This window comes from Shewanella sp. NKUCC01_JLK (genome assembly GCF_019345615.1).
GTDB lineage: Bacteria > Pseudomonadota > Gammaproteobacteria > Enterobacterales > Shewanellaceae > Shewanella > Shewanella oncorhynchi.
Genome location: NZ_JAHKRD010000017.1, coordinates 97,502 through 116,364, shown reverse-complemented (window position 1 = coordinate 116,364; position 18,863 = coordinate 97,502). Strand labels below are relative to the sequence as shown.

The window sequence follows — 18,863 nt, the reverse complement described above, 5'->3', positions numbered from 1 at the left end:
TAGATTGAATAAGTAAAACTAGATTAAAATTAATGGCTTGTTGCTGCGCTATCTGGCCCTTTGCGGATGAGTCGCATCATATAGCGATAACCAACGCCAAAGATGCCACAGTAACTGACGATAAAAATCCCTAGGCTGATACTTAGGTGGGTAACGCTGTGGGAAGACACGGCATCCTGCGTGCGCATCAATCCTTGGATCACCCAAGGTTGACGGCCAAGCTCGGTGGTAAACCAACCCGCTAGTGTGGCGAGCAATCCGGCGGGGCCGAGCACGAGTACAAATCGCAGAAAGTGTTTGTTGCTGTAGAGGCTGCCTTTGCACCTGAGATAAGCACTCCACAGTCCAGCAAAAATCATCAATAAGCCTAAGCCAACCATGAGCCTAAAACTCCAGAACACTAACAACACATTGGGTCTGTCCTCGGCGGGATACTCAGTCAAGGCTGGCACTTGTTTGCTTAAATCATGCTGTAAGATCAGGCTCGCCAGCCCTGGGATTTCAAGGCTGAAGTGGTTTTTCTCTGCGTCCATATCAGGAATGGCAAACAAGATAAGCGGTGTGGGTTTGTCACCCTCATTACGCCAATGGCCTTCTATCGCCGCGACTTTTACAGGTTGATATTCAAGGGTATTTAAGCCGTGAAAATCACCAATTACCGCTTGCAGCGGCGCGACAATTAACGCCATCCACATCGCCATAGACAACATTTTACGGATCGCGGGCGTGTCGTTTCCTTTGAGTAAGTGCCAAGCCGCCGATGCGCCCACAAAGAAAGCCGATGAAATAAAGGCCGCCACTGTCATATGGGCTAAACGATAGGGAAATGAAGGGTTAAACACTATCTGAAACCAATCCACTGGAATAACGCGATTGTTCACGATTTCAAAACCTTGGGGCGTCTGCATCCAGCTGTTTGAAGCTAAGATCCAGAAGGTTGAGATAATCGTGCCCGTGGCGACCATACAAGTGGCGAAGAAATGCAGGTTTTTGCCTACCTTCTGCTGACCAAATAGCATGACCCCCAGAAAACCCGCTTCGAGGAAGAAGGCGGTAAGCACTTCATAGGTGAGTAGCGGCCCAGTCACGCTGCCCGCGAAGGCCGAAAAAGCGCTCCAATGGGTACCAAATTGGTAGGCCATCACTATGCCCGAGACCACGCCCATGCCAAAGTTTATGGCAAAAATCTTCGACCAAAATTGATAGAGTTGTTGGTAAACCTCATTCGCTGTTTTCAGCCATAAACCTTCTAATACTGCTAGATAGGTGGCGAGGCCGATAGTGATGGCAGGGAAAATAATGTGAAAAGAGATGGTAAAAGCAAATTGGATCCTAGCGAGTACTGTGGCATCAAAATCAAACATAATTTCCTCGAGCGATAGGCATTTCTCGTTACAAAGGCATTGTTCTAGTCGCGTTCACTGAACCCTAAATTGGCTTGACGGTGAAAGCTTGTGTGCTATTAGACCATGGGATATGCTAGCTATAACAGACACAGAATATCTTGGATTGGCTATAACAGATGGCGAAGTATGAGCAGTTAGCGCAGGAATTAAAGACACGAATAGCCCAAGGTGTCTGGCAGGCGGGGGACAAGTTGCCGTCGCTGCGCCAAACTGTGGCCGATTCGGGCTTGAGTCTGATGACAGTGCTCAATGCCTATCAGTTATTGGAAAGCCAAGGCGTGATCTCGGCGCAGGCTAAGTCTGGCTATTTAGTGGCGCCAAAGCCGGAATTAATCGCGCGGCAGGGAGAAGCCTTTCGTTATCCCGAGCGACAAAAGCCGATTTATCTTTCCGATAGCGTGGATATTAATGAGTTTGTATTCAATGTTCTGCAGGCTTCAAAGCAGGCGGATATAGTGCCCTTTGGCTCAGGATTTCCCGATCCTAGTTTATTCCCACAACAAGCACTGGCGCGATCTTTGGTTAAGGTGACTCGGCACATGTCACCTTCTTTTGCCGCCGATAATTTACCGCCAGGAAATGCGGGATTGCGTAAGGCTATTTCCCAACGTTATGCCAAATTGGGCATGAGCATTTCGCCCGACGAAATCATCATTACCTCGGGTGCCATGGAGGCGCTCAACTTGAGTTTAGCGACGCTGACTCAAGCGGGGGATTGGGTTGTCATTGAATCACCGACCTTTTATGGTGCGATGCAAGCGATTGAGCGGCTTAAGCTTAAGGCCATTGCGGTCGCGACCGATCCACAACAGGGGATTGATCTCGAGGCGCTGGCAGAAGTATTAAAAACCTATCCAGTGAAAGCCTGCTGGTTGATGAGCCAACATCAAAATCCCTTAGGTTGCAGCTTATCGGATGCTAAAAAACAGGCGCTTTATCAGCTACTAAACGAGCATAAGGTCAGTCTGATTGAGGATGATGTTTATCAAGAACTCTATGTCGACTCCAGCGCGCCAAGGCCAGTAAAAGCCTTCGATACCGAAGGACGGGTGTTGCACTGTGGCTCATTTTCTAAGTCTTTGATTGCTGGTTATCGTGTCGGCTGGGTAGCGGCGGGATGCCATGCTCCGCAGTTACAACGCTTACAAGTCATGTCGACGTTATCGACTAGTGCGCCGATGCAGCTCGCCATCGCTGATTTTATTCAGTCGGCGCAATATGAACGGCATTTGAAACAGTTACGTAAAAAGTTAGCCAGCCGTAAATTGGCCATGTATCAATTATTGTGCGCGCATCTGCCCGAATCTGTGGGGGTCAACTTCGCGCAGGGCGGCTATTTTCTCTGGTTAGCGCTGCCATTACACATGGACGCTACACAAATTTATTATCAGGCGATTGAGCGTGGGATCAGTATTGCACCCGGAAATCTCTTTAGTAATCAGGTCGAATTCCGCCATTTTATGCGTTTGAATGCCTCATACGAGTGCTCGCCAGAGATAGTCTCTGCGGTCGTGGTGCTGGCCGAACTTATCCGTAACTATTCGCGCCGAAGTTAAAGGCTGTGGCTAAAAAGTTTTAGACTTCTAGATGTCTATCTGTTAGCTTGTTGAGCATGCACAAATCTTGTGCAATTCTCAATGTCGATTGAATACTGGGCTGCTACGGATAAGGAAGGGAAAATGAAATTAGAGTCACTGGCATTACACCATGGTTATGAGTCAGAAGCGACCACGAAGGCGGCCGCAGTACCTATCTATCAAACGACCTCTTATACCTTCGATGATACCCAGCATGGTGCTGATTTATTTGACTTAAAAGTCGCTGGTAATATTTATACTCGGATAATGAATCCTACTACTAGCGTGCTAGAGCAACGTCTGGCGGCCATTGAAGGCGGCATAGGTGCGCTGGCCGTAGCATCGGGTATGGCGGCGATTACCTATGCGATTCAAGCCCTGACTCAAGTTGGCGATAACATCGTCAGCACCAGTCAGCTCTATGGCGGCACTTATAATCTGTTTGCCCATACATTGCCGCGCCAAGGCGTTGAAGTGCGCATGGCGGCCTTCGATGATTTTGAAGGCCTCGATGAGCTGATCGACGATAAAACTAAGGCCTTGTTCTGTGAATCTATTGGTAATCCCGCGGGCAATATTGTCGATTTACAACGTTTAGCCGAGATTGCCCATAAGCATGGCGTGCCTTTAATTGTCGATAATACGGTCGCGACTCCAGTGTTATGTCGCCCCTTTGAGCATGGCGCCGATATCGTTATTCACTCTTTAACTAAATATATTGGTGGCCATGGCACAACGATTGGCGGCGTGATTATCGATTCAGGCAAGTTCGATTGGGTGGCGAATAAGGAAAGATTTGCCTTACTTAACCAAGCCGATCCTTCCTACCACGGCGTGGTCTACACCGAAGCCTTTGGCCCTGCGGCATTTATTGGCCGTTGCCGTGTGGTACCGCTGCGTAATACCGGCGCCGCACTGTCACCGCACAGTGCATTTTTACTGTTGCAAGGCCTTGAAACCTTAAGCCTTAGAATGGAGCGCCATTGCTCGAATGCGCTAGCATTAGCCGAGTATTTAGTGTTGCATCCTGCGGTCAGTTGGGTGAACTACGGCGCCTTGCCGAGCAGCCCTTATCAGGATAATTGCCACAAGATCACTGGCGGAAAAGCTTCTGGGATAATCAGCTTTGGGATTAAAGCGGTCACAGCAGAAGAAGGTAAGCTTGCTGGCGGACGTTTTATCGATGCACTGCAGATGATCCTGCGTTTAGTGAACATTGGGGATGCGAAATCCTTGGCCTGCCACCCTGCGAGCACTACGCACAGACAACTCGATGCCGATGAACTCGCAAGGGCGGGTGTGTCAGAGGATCTTATCCGTATCTCGGTTGGGATTGAGCATATCGACGACATCATTAACGATGTGGCGCAGGCGCTCGATAAGGCACTGGCGAGCAAATAGCTCGTATCGAATAGTCCATATTAAATAGCCGATACCTCATCGCTTTATTAAATCGTTAACAGTAAAAAGCCGCCATCGATTCAATTTGATGGCGGCTTTTTTAGTGCTTTAAAAACGATGTTAATCTTGCTGCAGTCGATTTCTCGCCTTTTGATAGAAGTAAGAAACTGTCAGTAAAATAACCCCGATCAGCATAAAGGCAATCACCTTTTGTACTAGCTCGAATGAAGCCATATCCAGTAATAGCACTTTAAGCGTCGATAAGGTAAATAGCCCAGCAGCGAGGCGGATCATATCGGCATTTTGTGGTTTTAAGCTGATAAACATCAACACACTGCCATGGATAACCAATAAAATCGCGCTGAGTGGGGCGGCAATCATGTTATCGAAGCTATAACTCCACATAAAGTAACTCAAGGCGAGTAACAGATGCCAACCCCACTTAAGTCCTTGTAAAGGTAAGATGCGTCTATGCAAGCGTATTGCTGCACCGTGCTGCAAGATAAGCCTTGCTAGGAGTGCCAGTGATAAAAACTCGATTAACACAAACGAGGCATTATCACGATTAAGCCCGAGTGTTAGCTCAAAATGGAACATGATGGGCAACAGGGCTAAGCCTAACGTTAGGCCATAGGCGAGATGATAGCTTTCCTTTATTGCGGCTTGGATTTCGGCTGCGAGGGGGAATTTTGCGCTATATGAGGTTTGGCCTACAGATGCCTGACTTACACCTCTCAGGCTTAAACCTCTTTGGATTAGCAATGCAAAATAACCACTTAAGGCTAATGCTGTCATGGCTATTCCTACTAGCTCAGAATGATTAAAACCATAAACGATCACGGCCAATACCAGTGCAAAGTAATAAGGGCTCAATTGCCATTGTAGTTGCAGCAAGGGGCGCCAATGCTCGGGTAATTGGCGATAACGAAGCAGTGTGAAGCCCATAAACAGGGCGCCAACGGCTAGCGCCGCGAGTCCTTGCCAAGCGTGAATAAGGCATAGCGAGGCTGTCATCAGAACCGCTAGCCAAGTGAGGATTTTGGCTTCTATGTTCAAACTCTTATGTTTAACAAAGTAGGCTAAACCTAGGCTCATAAAGGTGCTCAGCCAGAGTGCAATAGCGGTATATTCCCAATGGTTGCGGATGACTTTGGGCAGCAGAATAAGCGGCAGCAGCAAATAGCAGAAGATTTGCATCGTATAAGCGGCTTTGGCAAATAAGGCATCTTTATAGTGGCGACGATACCAATAATGGGCCAAGAGTAGGGCGGTAAATAACTCAAACCGTGCCAGTTTTGCCATAAGCGGTTGGGCACTAAAGCTAAAACTGCCTGTGAGCGTTATGCCTTCAACAACCTTAAACAGCAGCGGCAATAGTAAGAGCCAAGCAGCAAACTCGCTGATAACGAGTCTGTCCTTTGCGCTCAAATACAGCAGTAATAGGCTGACGAGTGGCAAGATGGCGAGGTAGTAATCGCTGCTCAAAAGGTAAGCCGCGAGGATAATTGTCGCCACATAAAAACCGCTTAATAGCTCTTTTAACACTCTGTTTAGCTGACTTTCTAGGGTCGAAAGCAATGCATGATGGAGTGTTAATAGCTGAATCACTAAGACTAAGGCGGCGCAACTTAAGGCCAGTGCTAACAGTGGAAAGCCAAAAGCTGACAAGGGAGAAATTGGCGCCCCATCGATAAAGCTTGATTCTAAAAGGCTCATGCCCGTCAGTACACTAGACGCATTGAGCCCTAATCCCATCAGCAGCAATACATAGGCTTCGGCGCGAACGGAAATCAGTTCTTCTTTGGTGCCAATCCACAACAGTAATAAGGCTTCGAGCAGTAATACTAATCCAAGGAAATTGTGGCTGAGTAAATACAGTGCGGCAAATCCTGCAAAACTCCCTGCAAAGACTAACAATAAGCCGCTGCGGGCTTTTTCTAGGTTGCCTGTGCGCTTCCAAGTTAGTTTCCAATAGAGGGCCGCGCAAATCAGAGCGTTGATTGCAAAAATTTCTCCTGCGAACTCAGTAAATTGCGTTAACTCTAATAACACAAAGGCGAGCAATGCTATCGGTAGGGCGAGTATGCGATGGCTCAGTGCATTATGTTTTTCATCATGATGGGTAAACGGCTTGGTAAATAGTAGGCTGGTGATGCCGTAGAGATAAAAGGTTGCATTAATACTGATAAGCGCCAGCAGACTGATGCCGCCAAAATCCCTGAGTGGCAATTCAATGAAATGGCTAAAAGTTTCGATGCAGCCTATGTGCAACAGGGCGGTGATTTCCAGTAGCAGCGGCCACTTAAGTTTGCGACTCTGGGCAAGGGCGCCTGCACCAATAAGCAGTAAATAAGGCAGATACAATAGCGGCGCATAGCTTTGGGATAACAGCATCATAGGTGCGGTTGAGCCACCGACTAAGGCGATCACGGCGATCACTTTGGCATCTAAGCGCATCGACAGGCCATAACCCGCCAAAGTGATCAATAACAGTAAGATAAAACTCGCGCTATTGGGAATTAACTCAAAATACGGCCCAATAAAGTACGCGCAGAGATAATTAAGTATGAGTCCGAGTCCGACAATACCTGAGCCAAAATCCGCCATGCCCGCGCGTTTTTGGCGAATAAAAATCCCGCCGGCTATGATAGCGTTTGCGCTGGCAAACCCGAGTAGCGCTTTGCCAAGTTCTGAAAACCAATGGTTGATTGAATATTGCAGTAAATAACCAAAGCCTAAGGTCAGGGTGATGATCCCTGCGACAGTCATTAAAAAGACAGGTCCTAATCCCTTAGCCTGATAATGATGGTAGAAAGATTTGACTTGCTCGTTGACTGCCGCAAAGGGTGCCATGACGGCCGCGAGTCCTTGGGATAACAACTCATCAAATTGACTCGCCGCTTGCACGCTTGCCTGCAATTTGACTTCATCACTCAGCTGTTGATTTTGTGCTTGAATAAGGTGTTCGGTTTTAGCGGCTTGTTCCGTCGAGGTATTTTTCGTTTTTCTTTGCCAAGGGTCTTCTTGCCAAGATTCTGTTGGTATAGGGCCTTGCTGCCATGGGTTGGATTCTGCAGGGGCTGGCTCTACGGGAGTAGACTCAAGGGTTGGTGTTTGTGCCGCATAGGTTAATGTAGGCGCGTTATCGGCGGCGGTGAGCACAGATGCAATCGATGAAGCACTCGCTGCCATATTCAGAGTGGTTTCAGCGGCGTCTTCAGCCGCAATTTGCTGACTTAAGGTCTCGAGCTTAGTGGAGAATGCTGCTAATTGACGACCGAGCGAAGATTGCTGCGATAAATACAGCGATTGTAACTGTGCCAGCTCAGCTTTTAGTTGGGCAACGTCATCCTTTAACGGCATATCTCATTCCTAAGTGTTTAAGTGCTTAACTCATAAACCTTTGTCGGCAAGAAGTGTACTTGTATGTGTATTTTTCGGCTAGTTGTTGTTGATTTTTAGGAAATCTCCGACTGCGATTTTTCCAACATGTCATTGCTCAGCATAAAAAGAGCCCTGTATAAAAAAGAGCCAAACATTGCTGGCTCTCATTTAACGTGTCAATTTCGATGAGGTTATTTTTTCTGTGCTTGCAGGATCACAAATTTACCGTTGGAGGCGACTGTGGTGCAGTTCTTAAATAAGCGCTGTAATTTTACATGGTAAGCCAGATGACGGTTACCGACGATATGTAAGATCCCCCCCTCTTTCAAGCGGCGGCGAGCATCTAAAAACATCTGCCAAGCGATATGATCGGTTATGGCTTCACCTTGATGAAACGGCGGATTACACAGCACCAGATCCGGTTGCACTTCTTCTGGCAGATGCGTCATGCAATCGTCCCAATAGAAGTGGCCTTTGTCTGCGGGCAATTGGTTGCGTGCCCAGTTTGCCTTGGCTGATGCGACTGCCATTTCAGAATCGTCGATAAAGTGAATGTCAGCCTCTGGGAATAACTGGGCGGTGCGTAACCCCAGCACGCCATTGCCACAGCCGAGATCAACAATCGACTTAAAATCCCCTTTGGGCAGATTCTCTAGCATGATGCGTGCGCCAATATCGAGTTTGTTGGCGGCAAACACATTACTTAAATTGCTGATCTCAAGTTGATATTCGGGTACGGCCCAAGTCACTTCTTTGGCTAATGGTCTTGGTTTGCCATCACTGACACAGGTGATCACTCGCGTGTTTTTCCACGCTAAACTGGCGCTTGCGGGGCCTAAATGCTTAGCAAAGATGTCGAGTAAGGCGCCATTAATCGATTTGGATTTGGCGGCCACTAATACACGAGTGCCTGCGGGTAACACTTGCGACAAGCGCGTTAGCTGGTGAGCAAAGTAGCTTAAGTTCTTAGGCAACTTCATCAATACTAAGGCTAAATTTTCTGGCAAGGTATCGCGGCTGGTAAACCATTGCAGATTATCCATTGGCAACTGATTGCGGCCATGGTTTTGTTCTGTGCCTAAAAAGCTGGTTCTGGCATCGGTTTCAACACACAGTGGCCAACTTGGATGCAATTTAGATAAACCGCAGCTTAAAGCGCCGAAACTGTCGTTGATAATGGCGGTTGGCACGGCGGCTTGCTCTGACTCAATAAGGCTTTTGAGTAAGTGTTCATCGGCGGCATCCCAAGCTTGAAGATTAGATTCCTGCTGAGCTGGATACCGTAAGAGTTCGAGTTCAACACCCGCTACTGAAAATTGTGTTGTCATGTGCCACACTGCGCCAATAAATTTAAGGCGCAGATTATCGCAGATTTCATGGCGCAGTGCGACGGCTCACATGGAGGACGTCAATGCAGCAAGGTAAGTTAGGGTTTGATACAGAGGGTGATGCTCAAATTAAACCGCCCATCACCTTAGTGCGGGGTTATCTTAATGCTGAGCAGCAAGCGGCGCTAATGAAAGAAGCGCTGACCTATCCCTTAAATCGCCCTGAAATCCAAGTCTTTGGTCAGCTTCACGCGATTCCTCGCCAGCAAGTGTGGTTTGGCGATTTGGGCTGCGACTATTTATATTCAGGACTGTTTATCCGCGCCTTATCTTGGCCTAAATATGCTCACAAGTTGAGGGATAAGTTAGCGCGGGATTATGGTTTGGAGAGCAATGGGGTATTAGTGAATCGCTACGCCGATGGTAAAGATTGTATGGGCGCCCACAGTGATGATGAACCTGAAATTGCTCAGGGGAGTCATATTGCTTCTATTACCTTAGGCGCCACGCGGGATTTTGTGCTTAAGCATAAGCACAGCCAAACCAAGTACAGCATAAGTTTGCACAGTGGCGATCTACTGATCATGCACTGGCCTATGCAAAGTGACTGGTTACACAGTTTACCTAAACGTTTGAAAGTAAAAGAGCCGCGTTGGAACTATACCTTTAGACAACTCATCGTTAATTTCCATGGTTAATTGCCTCCCGCTAACTGTCTATGGTGAAGCACTGCGAAATATGGCTGATATAAAGTGGTGGGGCATCAACAAATTGAAAGCGTGAATTTGATCTTTTCAATTTGAAGCAGTACTCTGCGGCAACTGGATTTTCCCATTCTGAGACTCGAATATGTCCAATACTCATGTGCAGGGCACTGTGGCTAACACTATTTCGCAGAAATTAACCGAATGCTTCTCGCCGACCCATTTAGAAGTGATTAACGAAAGTAATCGTCACCATGTACCACCGAATTCAGAAACCCACTTTAAAGTTGTGCTGGTAAGCGAGCAGTTTGATGGCTTACGTTTATTAGCCCGTCATCGATTGGTCAACACTCACTTAGCCTATGAGTTAGCCAATGGCGTGCATGCTTTGTCTATTCATACTTTCACTCAAAATGAGTGGGATGCGAATGCACAAGTACCTAATACGCCAAATTGTCGCGGTTAATTAATCGCTCAGCAATACTGTTTAGCTTAGATTTCAAGGCCACTCTTCATAGAGTGGCTTTTTGTTTTAGACCAACTTAAGACTATTTTTGAGTTTCCCTACCTTAGTTTCTGTGTTAACAATATGTTTTATTTTAAGAGGTTGGGCGATGTGATTGTCGATACCCATCCTGAGTGTATTTCCATGTCAGTTGGATCCATGTGCTCGTTTGACATCAGGGAGACTATTAAAAATGCGTAAGTTAGGGAGTTTGTTTATCTCAGTGCTGCTGATGGGACTGAGCGGTTGTAACCCCGTCTCCAGTGATGCGCAAAGCGTAGCCGCTTCCCATGCCGCAACTGATGTTCCCCACGCTTTACCTGCCATTGAATGGCGTCTTGCGACCTCTTGGCCGAAAAACTTCCCCGGTTTAGGCATGGCTCCTGAGCGTTTTGCGCATTTAGTCGATGAAATGTCTAACGGTCGGTTAAAGATTAGCGTTTATGGTGCGGGTGAGTTGATGCCCGCTTTTGCCGTATTTGATGGTGTGAGTCAGGGTAAAATTCAAATGGCCCACTCCGCTTCTTTCTACTGGAGAGGAAAAGCGCCCGCAGCGCAGTTTTTTTCATCGATCCCCTTTGGGATGACCGCGCAGGAAATAAATGGCTGGCTTCACTATGGCGGTGGTATGGAGCTGTGGACTGAAGTGTATCAACCCTTTGGGATTATCCCCCTCGCAGGTGGCAATACTGGGATGCAAATGGGTGGCTGGTTTAATAAACCCATCAATACTATTGCTGATTTTAAGGGATTGAAGGTCCGCATGCCGGGCTTAGGTGGTGAAGTGTTGAAACGCGTTGGTGCTGTACCTGTAAACATGGCGGGGCGTGAACTTTATGGTGCATTGCAAACGGGGGCGATTGATGCCGCAGAGTGGGTAGGGCCAGTTAATGATCTTGCCTTCGGTTTACATAAAGTGGCTAAGTACTACTATTACCCTGGTTGGCATGAGCCAGGTTCAAATATGGAATTCTTAATTAATACCGCTGCCTTTGAGAGTTTACCTGAGGATTTACAGGCTATAGTCAGAGTTGCTGCGAGAGCCATTAACCAAGATATGCTCGATGAATACACGACCCGTAACGTGACCGCCCTTGAAACGTTAGTGAAGGACGAAGGTGTGGAGCTTAAAGCGTTTCCACCGAACGTGTTGTTGGAGCTTGAGAAAATCTCCAAACAAGTGATTGAAGATCAAGCGAATCAAGATCCCTTAATGCGAAAGGTGTACGATGCTTATCACGCGTATGAGCAAGGTGTGCGTCAGTACCATAAAATATCTGAGGATGCTTACAGTCAACAGCGTCAACACTAAATGATGGTTTCTTTACTGCAAACTGTCACATTAGCATCTGATTTATATGAGATGATTTCATCTTAGATTATCTTGTTATCGGCGTAATTCATTTGGTGTTATGCTTGCAAGCCATAAATAGACAGTTACAGTGGCGTTGATGTCGCCCTGAGAATTTGGAGATCCCTATGCCATTACTTGATAGCTTTACCGTCGACCATACTCGGATGAATGCCCCTGCGGTTCGTATCGCTAAGCATATGAGCACGCCAAAGGGCGATGCCATTACTGTATTTGATTTACGTTTTTGCGCACCGAATAAAGAGATCCTCAGTGAGCGTGGTATTCATACTCTAGAGCATTTGTTCGCGGGTTTTATGCGTGACCATTTAAATGGCAGCGATGTCGAGATCATTGATATTTCGCCAATGGGATGTCGTACCGGTTTTTATATGAGTTTGATTGGTGAACCCACAGAGCGACAAGTGGCCGATGCGTGGTTAGCCGCGATGGAAGATGTGCTTAAAGTGGTTGAGCAGTCTGAAATCCCTGAGCTGAACGAATACCAATGTGGTACGTATGAGATGCATTCATTAGAGCAAGCACAAGATATCGCCCGTAATATTATTGCGGCAGGCGTAAGTGTTAATCGTAATGACGATCTAAAATTAAGCGATGAAATTCTAGGTAACCTGTAATTGTTCGCACTCTTATAGTATGAGAGTGCTTCTTTAGTAAATTCAGTTTCCTGAAGTAAATAAGAGAAAGCGACGAGAGTCGCTTTTTTTTTCAAGTAAACTCAGCTATTTTACAAGTTAATAACAAAAACACCGTACGCTAACAAAGTTTTTGGGAGCTTGGTATGCCTAGTCGTTACTTCACTGTATCACTTTGTGCAATTTCTGTATCTCTTGCCTGTTCTAGCACAACGTTCGCCGATGATCTTCACAGTCAAATGCTTGAATTGAACAAGCTCAATGGCACATTTCATTCAACGTCTAATCGTTTAGCGTTAGGTCAATTGACGGCTTTGACGGTTTTACCTGCGGATCTGAGTGGAAATCCCGCGAGCATCAGCATGCGTAGCGCGACTCAAGGCGTGGCCGTATTGCAAGATAGAGTGTATTTCTCCCCTGCGCCGTATTCGGCACCGCAATTACAACTCTTACCTAATCTGCTGCAACAACAGAGTGTTACTGCCACCCCGATGGCAAATATGGCTGTCGGTGGGCAAGGTGCGTTTGGGGTGGTGAGTTATCAAACCTTACCTGTTGCTGAGCAGACCGAGAATAGTAAGGCGACTCTCGAGGGTAATACCGATTCAGACTACAGTGTCGATATGAATTGGGGAGTGAAGCAAAAAGAGTATGGCATGATACTCGCGGTTAATTATGCAGATAATAGCGGCGCCGATCACTTGCTCAATGGTCAAGACACAGACCATCAAACGACAGACATCTTATTTAAAATCAACGCCGCGAGTTTACTCGGCGCCAGAAGTCCACAGGTGACTGAGTTTACTTACCAGTTCCTCGATGATGATAGTTATCGCTCTCAGCTTGGGTTAACACAGGCCGATTGGCAACAAGATCCTATGAGTTTGTATTCGGCCACTGCGGCGGATAAACATCAGGGGCGACATCATAAGTACCAACTGTCTCACCAAGTTACGCTCAATGGTGGGCATAAGGTCACCACAGACTTTTACTACCAGTCTTATTCGCAGCAATTAAACCAACTCAATCAATTTGATGCGCAGATGCTCGATGCCCAGAGTCTTGCTGCGTTGGCCGCATTTGAACGTCAGCCGACAGTCGATGGCGTCTCACTGGCTTCTTTACAACAAGACAATGATTTCAGCTCCTTTGGGGCACAAACTGAATCAGTGAATCAGTATGGTGCCCATCAAATTATCTATAGCGCCCGTTATCATACGGATAAAGCCGAGATGCGCCTTGGCGATCAACAGAGTCTATGGCAGCAGGACTTGAGTTTAGTGAGTGATGCACAAAATGCATTATTGGCCTATACCGACGATGCAACAGCATTTACTTCGGCAATCGATTCTTTGTTTAATTGGGACGAATTACAGATAAAGCTCGCGCTTGCCTATGAACAAGTGAGCGTCAATCGCAAGGTCGATTTAGCTTATGTAGGACTGGATGCGGCTGATTTCTCCGACAGCGATTGGATGCCACAACTCGGTGTTTTATATGATGCTGGAGATTGGCGCTTTAGTACGGATATTCGCCGCTCATGGACCGCCGCAAGTGCGGGGAATCTTGAGAAAGAGGCGCAAGTATCATTGCAATATCAAGTCAGTGCCCAATATGCCAGTGAGCGTTTTACTGGAGGCATCAAAACTTATGTCCAAGATTTTGATAATCTTCATGTCAATTGCGATGCGTATACCCAATGCGCCGACAGTCGTTTGTGGGTTCAAGGCAATGTCGTGGATGTGCTGACCAAAGGAGTTGAGCTGAATCTTGGCTACCAGTGGGATATCGGTAGTGTACAGTTACCATTAGTCTTAAATTATCAATATTCGAATTCGGAATATCAAACCAATAGCTGTAACGAAATCCAAGGTTGCGTTGTGGCTGGTGATAGAGTGGCTTGGTTACCTGAGCAGCAATTGCATTTTAGTGCTGGAATGAAATATGCCGAATATGAATTGAATGCAAATGTCTTTTATCAATCCGAGCGGGAAATGGGCCAATTTGGCGCTGAATTACAGCCTATCGCAGTACAATGGCGGGTAGATTTAGCGGCGAATTATCATTTTGATCGCCACCATGAGATTTATTTTAGGGTAGAAAATCTCTTAGATGAGTCATTAGTTACGACAGCATCAAATAGCGGAATTCGATCGGAAAATGGACGTATTAGCTATTTAGGTTATCAATGGCGCTTTTAAATTGAGTTTTATTTTGTTTGAATTTAAATCAATTGAAACAAATAAGATCGATTTCGGCTGCGTTTAGTGGACGTTTCGACTTTTTGCTAAATTAAATCTTTAATTATTAATGCTATAGTACCCAGTGGCCGTAATATTCTCTCTTTCTGATCAGTCACTAGGTCGGAAGGTGAACGCCGTAGCGCATGATTCTTTTCAATCCGTATTTTAGGTTTGAAATCACCTATAATTTTCGTGGCGATGCCAAGTCAATTGGGGTAAAATGCGCGCGACCAGCGTGATTGCGATCGCATTTCTGTGATAAATCTGCGCTAGCTCAATGCAGTAGGTTTTGTTTAAAACCTAAGTATTTAGCAGGAACGCGGCGCATTGTCTTTCCTTCAAACGTAGTGCTTGTGGATATGATTACAATTAAGAAAGGATTGGAACTGCCTATAGCAGGCGGACCAGAGCAAGTTATCCATAATGGCCCAGCCATTAAACATGTAGCTACTTTGGGTGAAGAGTATATTGGCTTACGTCCAACGATGAAGATCAAAGTGGGCGATAAAGTACAAAAAGGCCAAGTTCTTTTTGAAGATAAGAAGAATTTAGGCGTTAAATATACGGCTTTAGCCAGTGGTACTATATTAGACATTAACCGGGGCGCCCAGCGTGTTCTGCAGTCTGTTGTCATTGAAGTGGAAGGAAACGACAGCGTTGCCTTTGCTAAATATGATGCCACTGCACTCGATACGCTCGACTCGCAGTTAGTCCGTGACAATCTGATTGAATCAGGTTTATGGACTGCTTTGCGTACTCGTCCTTTTAGCAAAGTTCCTGCTGTAGACTCTTCTGCTGCTGGTATTTTTGTAACCGCAATAGATACTCAACCTCTTGCCGCTGATCCCGTTGTGGTGATCCGTGAGCATAAAGAAGATTTTGCTAATGGTCTTAAGGTCTTAGCAAGACTTACTGACGGTAAAGTTTACCTTTGTAAAGCGCCTGGCGCTGATATTCCTGCCGCAAACGCCCAAGTTGAAGAATTTGCCGGTGTGCACCCTGCAGGATTAGTCGGTACTCACATTCACTTCTTATTGTCTGCCTCTGCAAAACGTACCGTTTGGCATATTGGTTACCAAGATGTAATAGCAATTGGTCAGCTATTTACGACGGGTGAACTCAATACCGAACGTGTTATTGCGATCGCAGGCCCTAAAGCGGCTAAGCCAAGACTCGTACGCACTGTTGTGGGCGCGAGCATGACTGAATTAACCGCAGGTGAAGCCTTAGATGGCAATGTTCGTCTGATTTCAGGCTCTGTTCTGAATGGTCGTACAGCCGTTGGCCCACAAGGGTATTTAGGTCGTTACCATGTTCAAGTAAGTCTGTTAGAAGAAGGTACAGAGAAAGAATTTTTAGGCTGGGTATTACCAGGCTCAGACAAATATTCTATCACTCGTGCATTCTTAGGACATCTTGCTCCTTCTCGTCTGTTCAGCATGACGACCAGTACAGGTGGTTCAGACCGCGCTATGGTGCCAATTGGTAACTATGAGCGTGTAATGCCATTGGACATTCTTCCTACTATGTTGTTGCGTGACTTGATTTCAGGTGACTTTGACGGTGCTGCTACGTTAGGCGCGTTAGAGTTAGATGAAGAAGATCTCGCACTGTGTACGTTCGTATGTCCAGGCAAGTATGACTACGGTTCATATCTGCGTGACTGTCTAGATACGATCGAGAGGGAAGGCTAATGAGCTTGAAAGATTTTTTCGAACGTATTGAACCCGACTTTGAAAAAGGCGGTAAATACGAAAAGTTTTATGCCCTATTCGAAGCGGCATACACGATTTTTTATACCCCAGGTAAAGTGAACAAGGGCAAAACCCACGTTCGCGATAACCTCGACCTAAAACGTATGATGATTACGGTTTGGGCTTGTGCTTTCCCTGCGATGTTCGTGGGTATGTACAACGTAGGTTTACAAGCTCAATTAGCTTTAGTTGCTGGTTTTGCTACCCCTGACGTATGGCAAGTGAGTTTGTTCAGCATGTTCGGTACCGAACTGACGGCAAACTCTGGCTGGCCTGCGCTGATGTGGTATGGCGCCTGTTTCTTCCTACCTATCTACGCGGTGACCTTTGCCGTCGGTGGTATCTGGGAAGTGCTGTTTGCCTCTATCCGTGGTCATGAAGTCAACGAAGGTTTCTTCGTTACCTCTATCCTGTTCGCTTTAACGCTGCCAGCAACTATCCCATTATGGATGGTGGCGCTGGGTATCACCTTCGGTGTGGTCGTGGCGAAAGAAGTGTTCGGTGGTACAGGGCGTAACTTCTTAAACCCAGCACTAGCGGGTCGTGCCTTCTTGTTCTTCGCTTATCCGTTGAACATGTCAGGTGATACCTCATGGGTTGTGGCTGACGGTTACTCAGGTGCAACTGCACTGAGCCAAGCGGCGTCTGGCACTTTAGATTACGCAATTAACCAAAACTGGTGGGATGCGTTCTTCGGTTTCATTCCTGGTTCAGTGGGTGAAGTGTCTACATTAGCGATTCTGTTAGGTGGTTTGGTCATCATCTACACGCGTATCGCTTCATGGCGCATCGTTGGTGGTGTAATGGTGGGCATGATTGCCATTTCTACGCTGCTTAACGTTGTCGGTAGCGACACTAATCCAATGTTTGCAATGCCTTGGTACTGGCACTTAGTGTTAGGTGGTTTTGCGTTTGGCATGATGTTTATGGCGACAGACCCAGTGTCAGCGTCATTTACTAACCAAGCTAAATGGGCATACGGTATCTTGATCGGTGCAATGGCTGTGTTTATCCGCGTGATTAACCCTGCATTCCCTGAAGGCATGATGTTGGCAATTTTGTTTGCTAACTTGTTCGCGCCATTGTTCGACCACTTCGTGGTTCAGGCAAATATCAAGCGGAGGATTGCCCGTGGCTAGTAATAAAGATTCGTTCGGCAGAACCTTATTTATCGTCGTTGGCCTGTGTCTAATTTGTGCGATATTTGTGTCTACTGCAGCAGTGTTACTGAGACCGACTCAAGCAGAAAATAAACTGCTTGATAAGCAAAAGTACATTCTGGAAGCCGCTGGTCTTATCGATACTAAAGCTGGCAAAGTGACCAAAGCGCAAATTCTGGATACATACGGCAAACACATCGAAGCTAAACTGGTCGATTTGAAAACGGGTGCTTGGGTTGAGGGTGTTGATGCTGACACTTATGATCAACGTAAAGCTTCTCGTGATGTGAAAACCTCATTTGTACCTGAGAATGACATCGCTTCAGTGAAACGTGTCGCTGATAAGGCTGTGGTTTATCTTGTTCGTGACGGCCAAGGTAAATTAACCAGTGTCATTCTGCCAATCCATGGTTATGGCCTATGGTCTACTATGTATGCCTTCCTTGCTATGGATGCTGACCTAAACACAGTGCAAAGTTTAGTCTACTACGAGCACGGCGAAACGCCGGGCTTAGGTGGCGAAGTGCAAAATGCTCAGTGGAAAGCGAAATGGCATGGCAAAAAGTTATTTGATGAGCAAGGTAAACTCGCTATCAGCGTAACGAAAAACCCAACTGTTGCTAGCACTGAGTACGGTGTAGATGCATTATCTGGCGCAACCTTAACGAGTAACGGTGTACAACATTCACTGACATTCTGGTTGGGTAAAGAAGGTTTTGCGAGTTTCATTGAAAAAGCACGCAATGGAGGTCTCAACTAATGTCTGACGCTAAAGAACTGAAACAGGTTCTGACCGGACCTATAGTCAACAACAACCCGATTGCTTTACAAGTACTTGGTGTATGTAGTGCATTAGCGGTAACGAGCAAGCTCGAAACTGCACTGGTAATGGCGTTGGCGTTAACTGCGGTAACTGCGTTTTCGAACCTGTTTATCTCAATGATCCGTAATCATATTCCAAGCAGTGTGCGTATTATCGTACAGATGACCATTATTGCCTCTTTGGTAATCGTGGTTGACCAATTGCTGCAGGCTTATGCTTATCAGATCTCTAAGCAGCTGTCGGTATTCGTCGGTCTGATTATTACGAACTGTATCGTAATGGGTCGTGCCGAAGCCTACGCGATGAAAACACCGCCAATGATGAGCTTTATGGATGGTATAGGTAACGGTTTAGGTTACGGTGCAATTCTGTTAGCTGTTGGCTTCGTACGTGAACTGTTTGGTAACGGTTCTCTGTTCGGTGTTGAAATCCTGCACAAGATCTCTGATGGCGGCTGGTACCAACCAAACGGTCTGCTACTACTGCCTCCGAGTGCGTTCTTCCTGATCGGTGTTTTGATTTGGATTATTCGTACCTATAAGCCAGAGCAAGTTGAAGCAAAAGGGTAAGT

General features: G+C 46.5%; 14 protein-coding genes. 11 read left to right on the top strand and 3 right to left on the bottom strand.

The genetic code is table 11. The features are described 5' to 3' along the window. Positions 1–29 precede the first annotated feature (29 nt). Complete coding sequence (locus KO537_RS17840; RefSeq protein WP_219235194.1) at positions 30–1,364, bottom strand: cytochrome ubiquinol oxidase subunit I; 1,335 nt, start codon at positions 1,362–1,364, stop codon at positions 30–32. A 158-nt stretch (positions 1,365–1,522) separates the two neighbouring features. On the opposite strand from KO537_RS17840, the gene KO537_RS17835 reads away from it, so the two are divergent. Together KO537_RS17835 and KO537_RS17830 are read left to right on the top strand one after the other, a co-directional pair. Continuing rightward, positions 1,523–2,962 carry a PLP-dependent aminotransferase family protein gene (locus tag KO537_RS17835; RefSeq protein WP_219235192.1) on the top strand — a complete coding sequence of 480 codons (1,440 nt, stop codon included), beginning with the start codon at positions 1,523–1,525 and terminating at the stop codon, positions 2,960–2,962. Between the two features lie 123 nt (positions 2,963–3,085). Continuing rightward, positions 3,086–4,384, top strand: coding sequence for an aminotransferase class I/II-fold pyridoxal phosphate-dependent enzyme (locus KO537_RS17830; protein WP_168824957.1), 1,299 nt, complete (start codon positions 3,086–3,088; stop codon positions 4,382–4,384). Positions 4,385–4,504: 120 nt separating this feature from the next. Here KO537_RS17830 and KO537_RS17825 read toward each other — a convergent pair whose 3' ends face one another. Next, positions 4,505–7,747, bottom strand: a complete 3,243-nt coding sequence (locus KO537_RS17825; RefSeq protein ID WP_219235190.1) for a DUF2339 domain-containing protein — start codon at positions 7,745–7,747, stop codon at positions 4,505–4,507. Between the two features lie 212 nt (positions 7,748–7,959). Next, the gene (locus tag KO537_RS17820; RefSeq protein WP_219235188.1) at positions 7,960–9,096 is read right to left on the bottom strand and encodes a methyltransferase; all 1,137 of its coding nucleotides are present in this window, start codon (positions 9,094–9,096) and stop codon (positions 7,960–7,962) included. Positions 9,097–9,179: 83 nt separating this feature from the next. Between KO537_RS17820 and KO537_RS17815 the strand changes: the two genes are divergently transcribed. From KO537_RS17815 to KO537_RS17775, 9 genes are all read left to right on the top strand, one after another. After that, a complete protein-coding gene (locus KO537_RS17815) occupies positions 9,180–9,794 on the top strand; it encodes an alpha-ketoglutarate-dependent dioxygenase AlkB (RefSeq protein ID WP_219235186.1) in 615 nt (204 codons plus the stop codon). Positions 9,795–9,945: 151 nt separating this feature from the next. Further along, positions 9,946–10,266, top strand: a complete 321-nt coding sequence (locus tag KO537_RS17810; protein WP_173246445.1) for a BolA/IbaG family iron-sulfur metabolism protein — start codon at positions 9,946–9,948, stop codon at positions 10,264–10,266. Between the two features lie 232 nt (positions 10,267–10,498). After that, positions 10,499–11,617 carry a TRAP transporter substrate-binding protein DctP gene (gene dctP / locus KO537_RS17805; RefSeq protein WP_113939872.1) on the top strand — a complete coding sequence of 373 codons (1,119 nt, stop codon included), beginning with the start codon at positions 10,499–10,501 and terminating at the stop codon, positions 11,615–11,617. A 167-nt stretch (positions 11,618–11,784) separates the two neighbouring features. Next, the gene (gene luxS, locus KO537_RS17800) at positions 11,785–12,294 is read left to right on the top strand and encodes an S-ribosylhomocysteine lyase (RefSeq protein WP_028761570.1); all 510 of its coding nucleotides are present in this window, start codon (positions 11,785–11,787) and stop codon (positions 12,292–12,294) included. A 164-nt stretch (positions 12,295–12,458) separates the two neighbouring features. Next, on the top strand, positions 12,459–14,513 hold the full coding sequence (locus KO537_RS17795; protein ID WP_219235184.1) for a TonB-dependent receptor: 2,055 nt from the start codon (positions 12,459–12,461) through the stop codon (positions 14,511–14,513). Between the two features lie 401 nt (positions 14,514–14,914). Beyond that, a complete protein-coding gene (locus KO537_RS17790) occupies positions 14,915–16,249 on the top strand; it encodes a Na(+)-translocating NADH-quinone reductase subunit A (RefSeq protein ID WP_028761568.1) in 1,335 nt (444 codons plus the stop codon). Continuing rightward, entirely contained in the window at positions 16,249–17,448 is a 1,200-nt protein-coding gene (locus KO537_RS17785) for an NADH:ubiquinone reductase (Na(+)-transporting) subunit B (protein ID WP_105250021.1), read from the top strand. The genes KO537_RS17790 and KO537_RS17785 overlap by 1 nt, the downstream gene beginning before the upstream one ends. Continuing rightward, positions 17,441–18,229 carry a Na(+)-translocating NADH-quinone reductase subunit C gene (locus KO537_RS17780; RefSeq protein WP_028761566.1) on the top strand — a complete coding sequence of 263 codons (789 nt, stop codon included), beginning with the start codon at positions 17,441–17,443 and terminating at the stop codon, positions 18,227–18,229. Before KO537_RS17785 ends, KO537_RS17780 begins: the two co-directional genes overlap by 8 nt. Further along, positions 18,229–18,861, top strand: coding sequence for an NADH:ubiquinone reductase (Na(+)-transporting) subunit D (locus KO537_RS17775; RefSeq protein WP_006080467.1), 633 nt, complete (start codon positions 18,229–18,231; stop codon positions 18,859–18,861). Before KO537_RS17780 ends, KO537_RS17775 begins: the two co-directional genes overlap by 1 nt. The last annotated feature ends 2 nt before the right edge of the window (positions 18,862–18,863 follow it).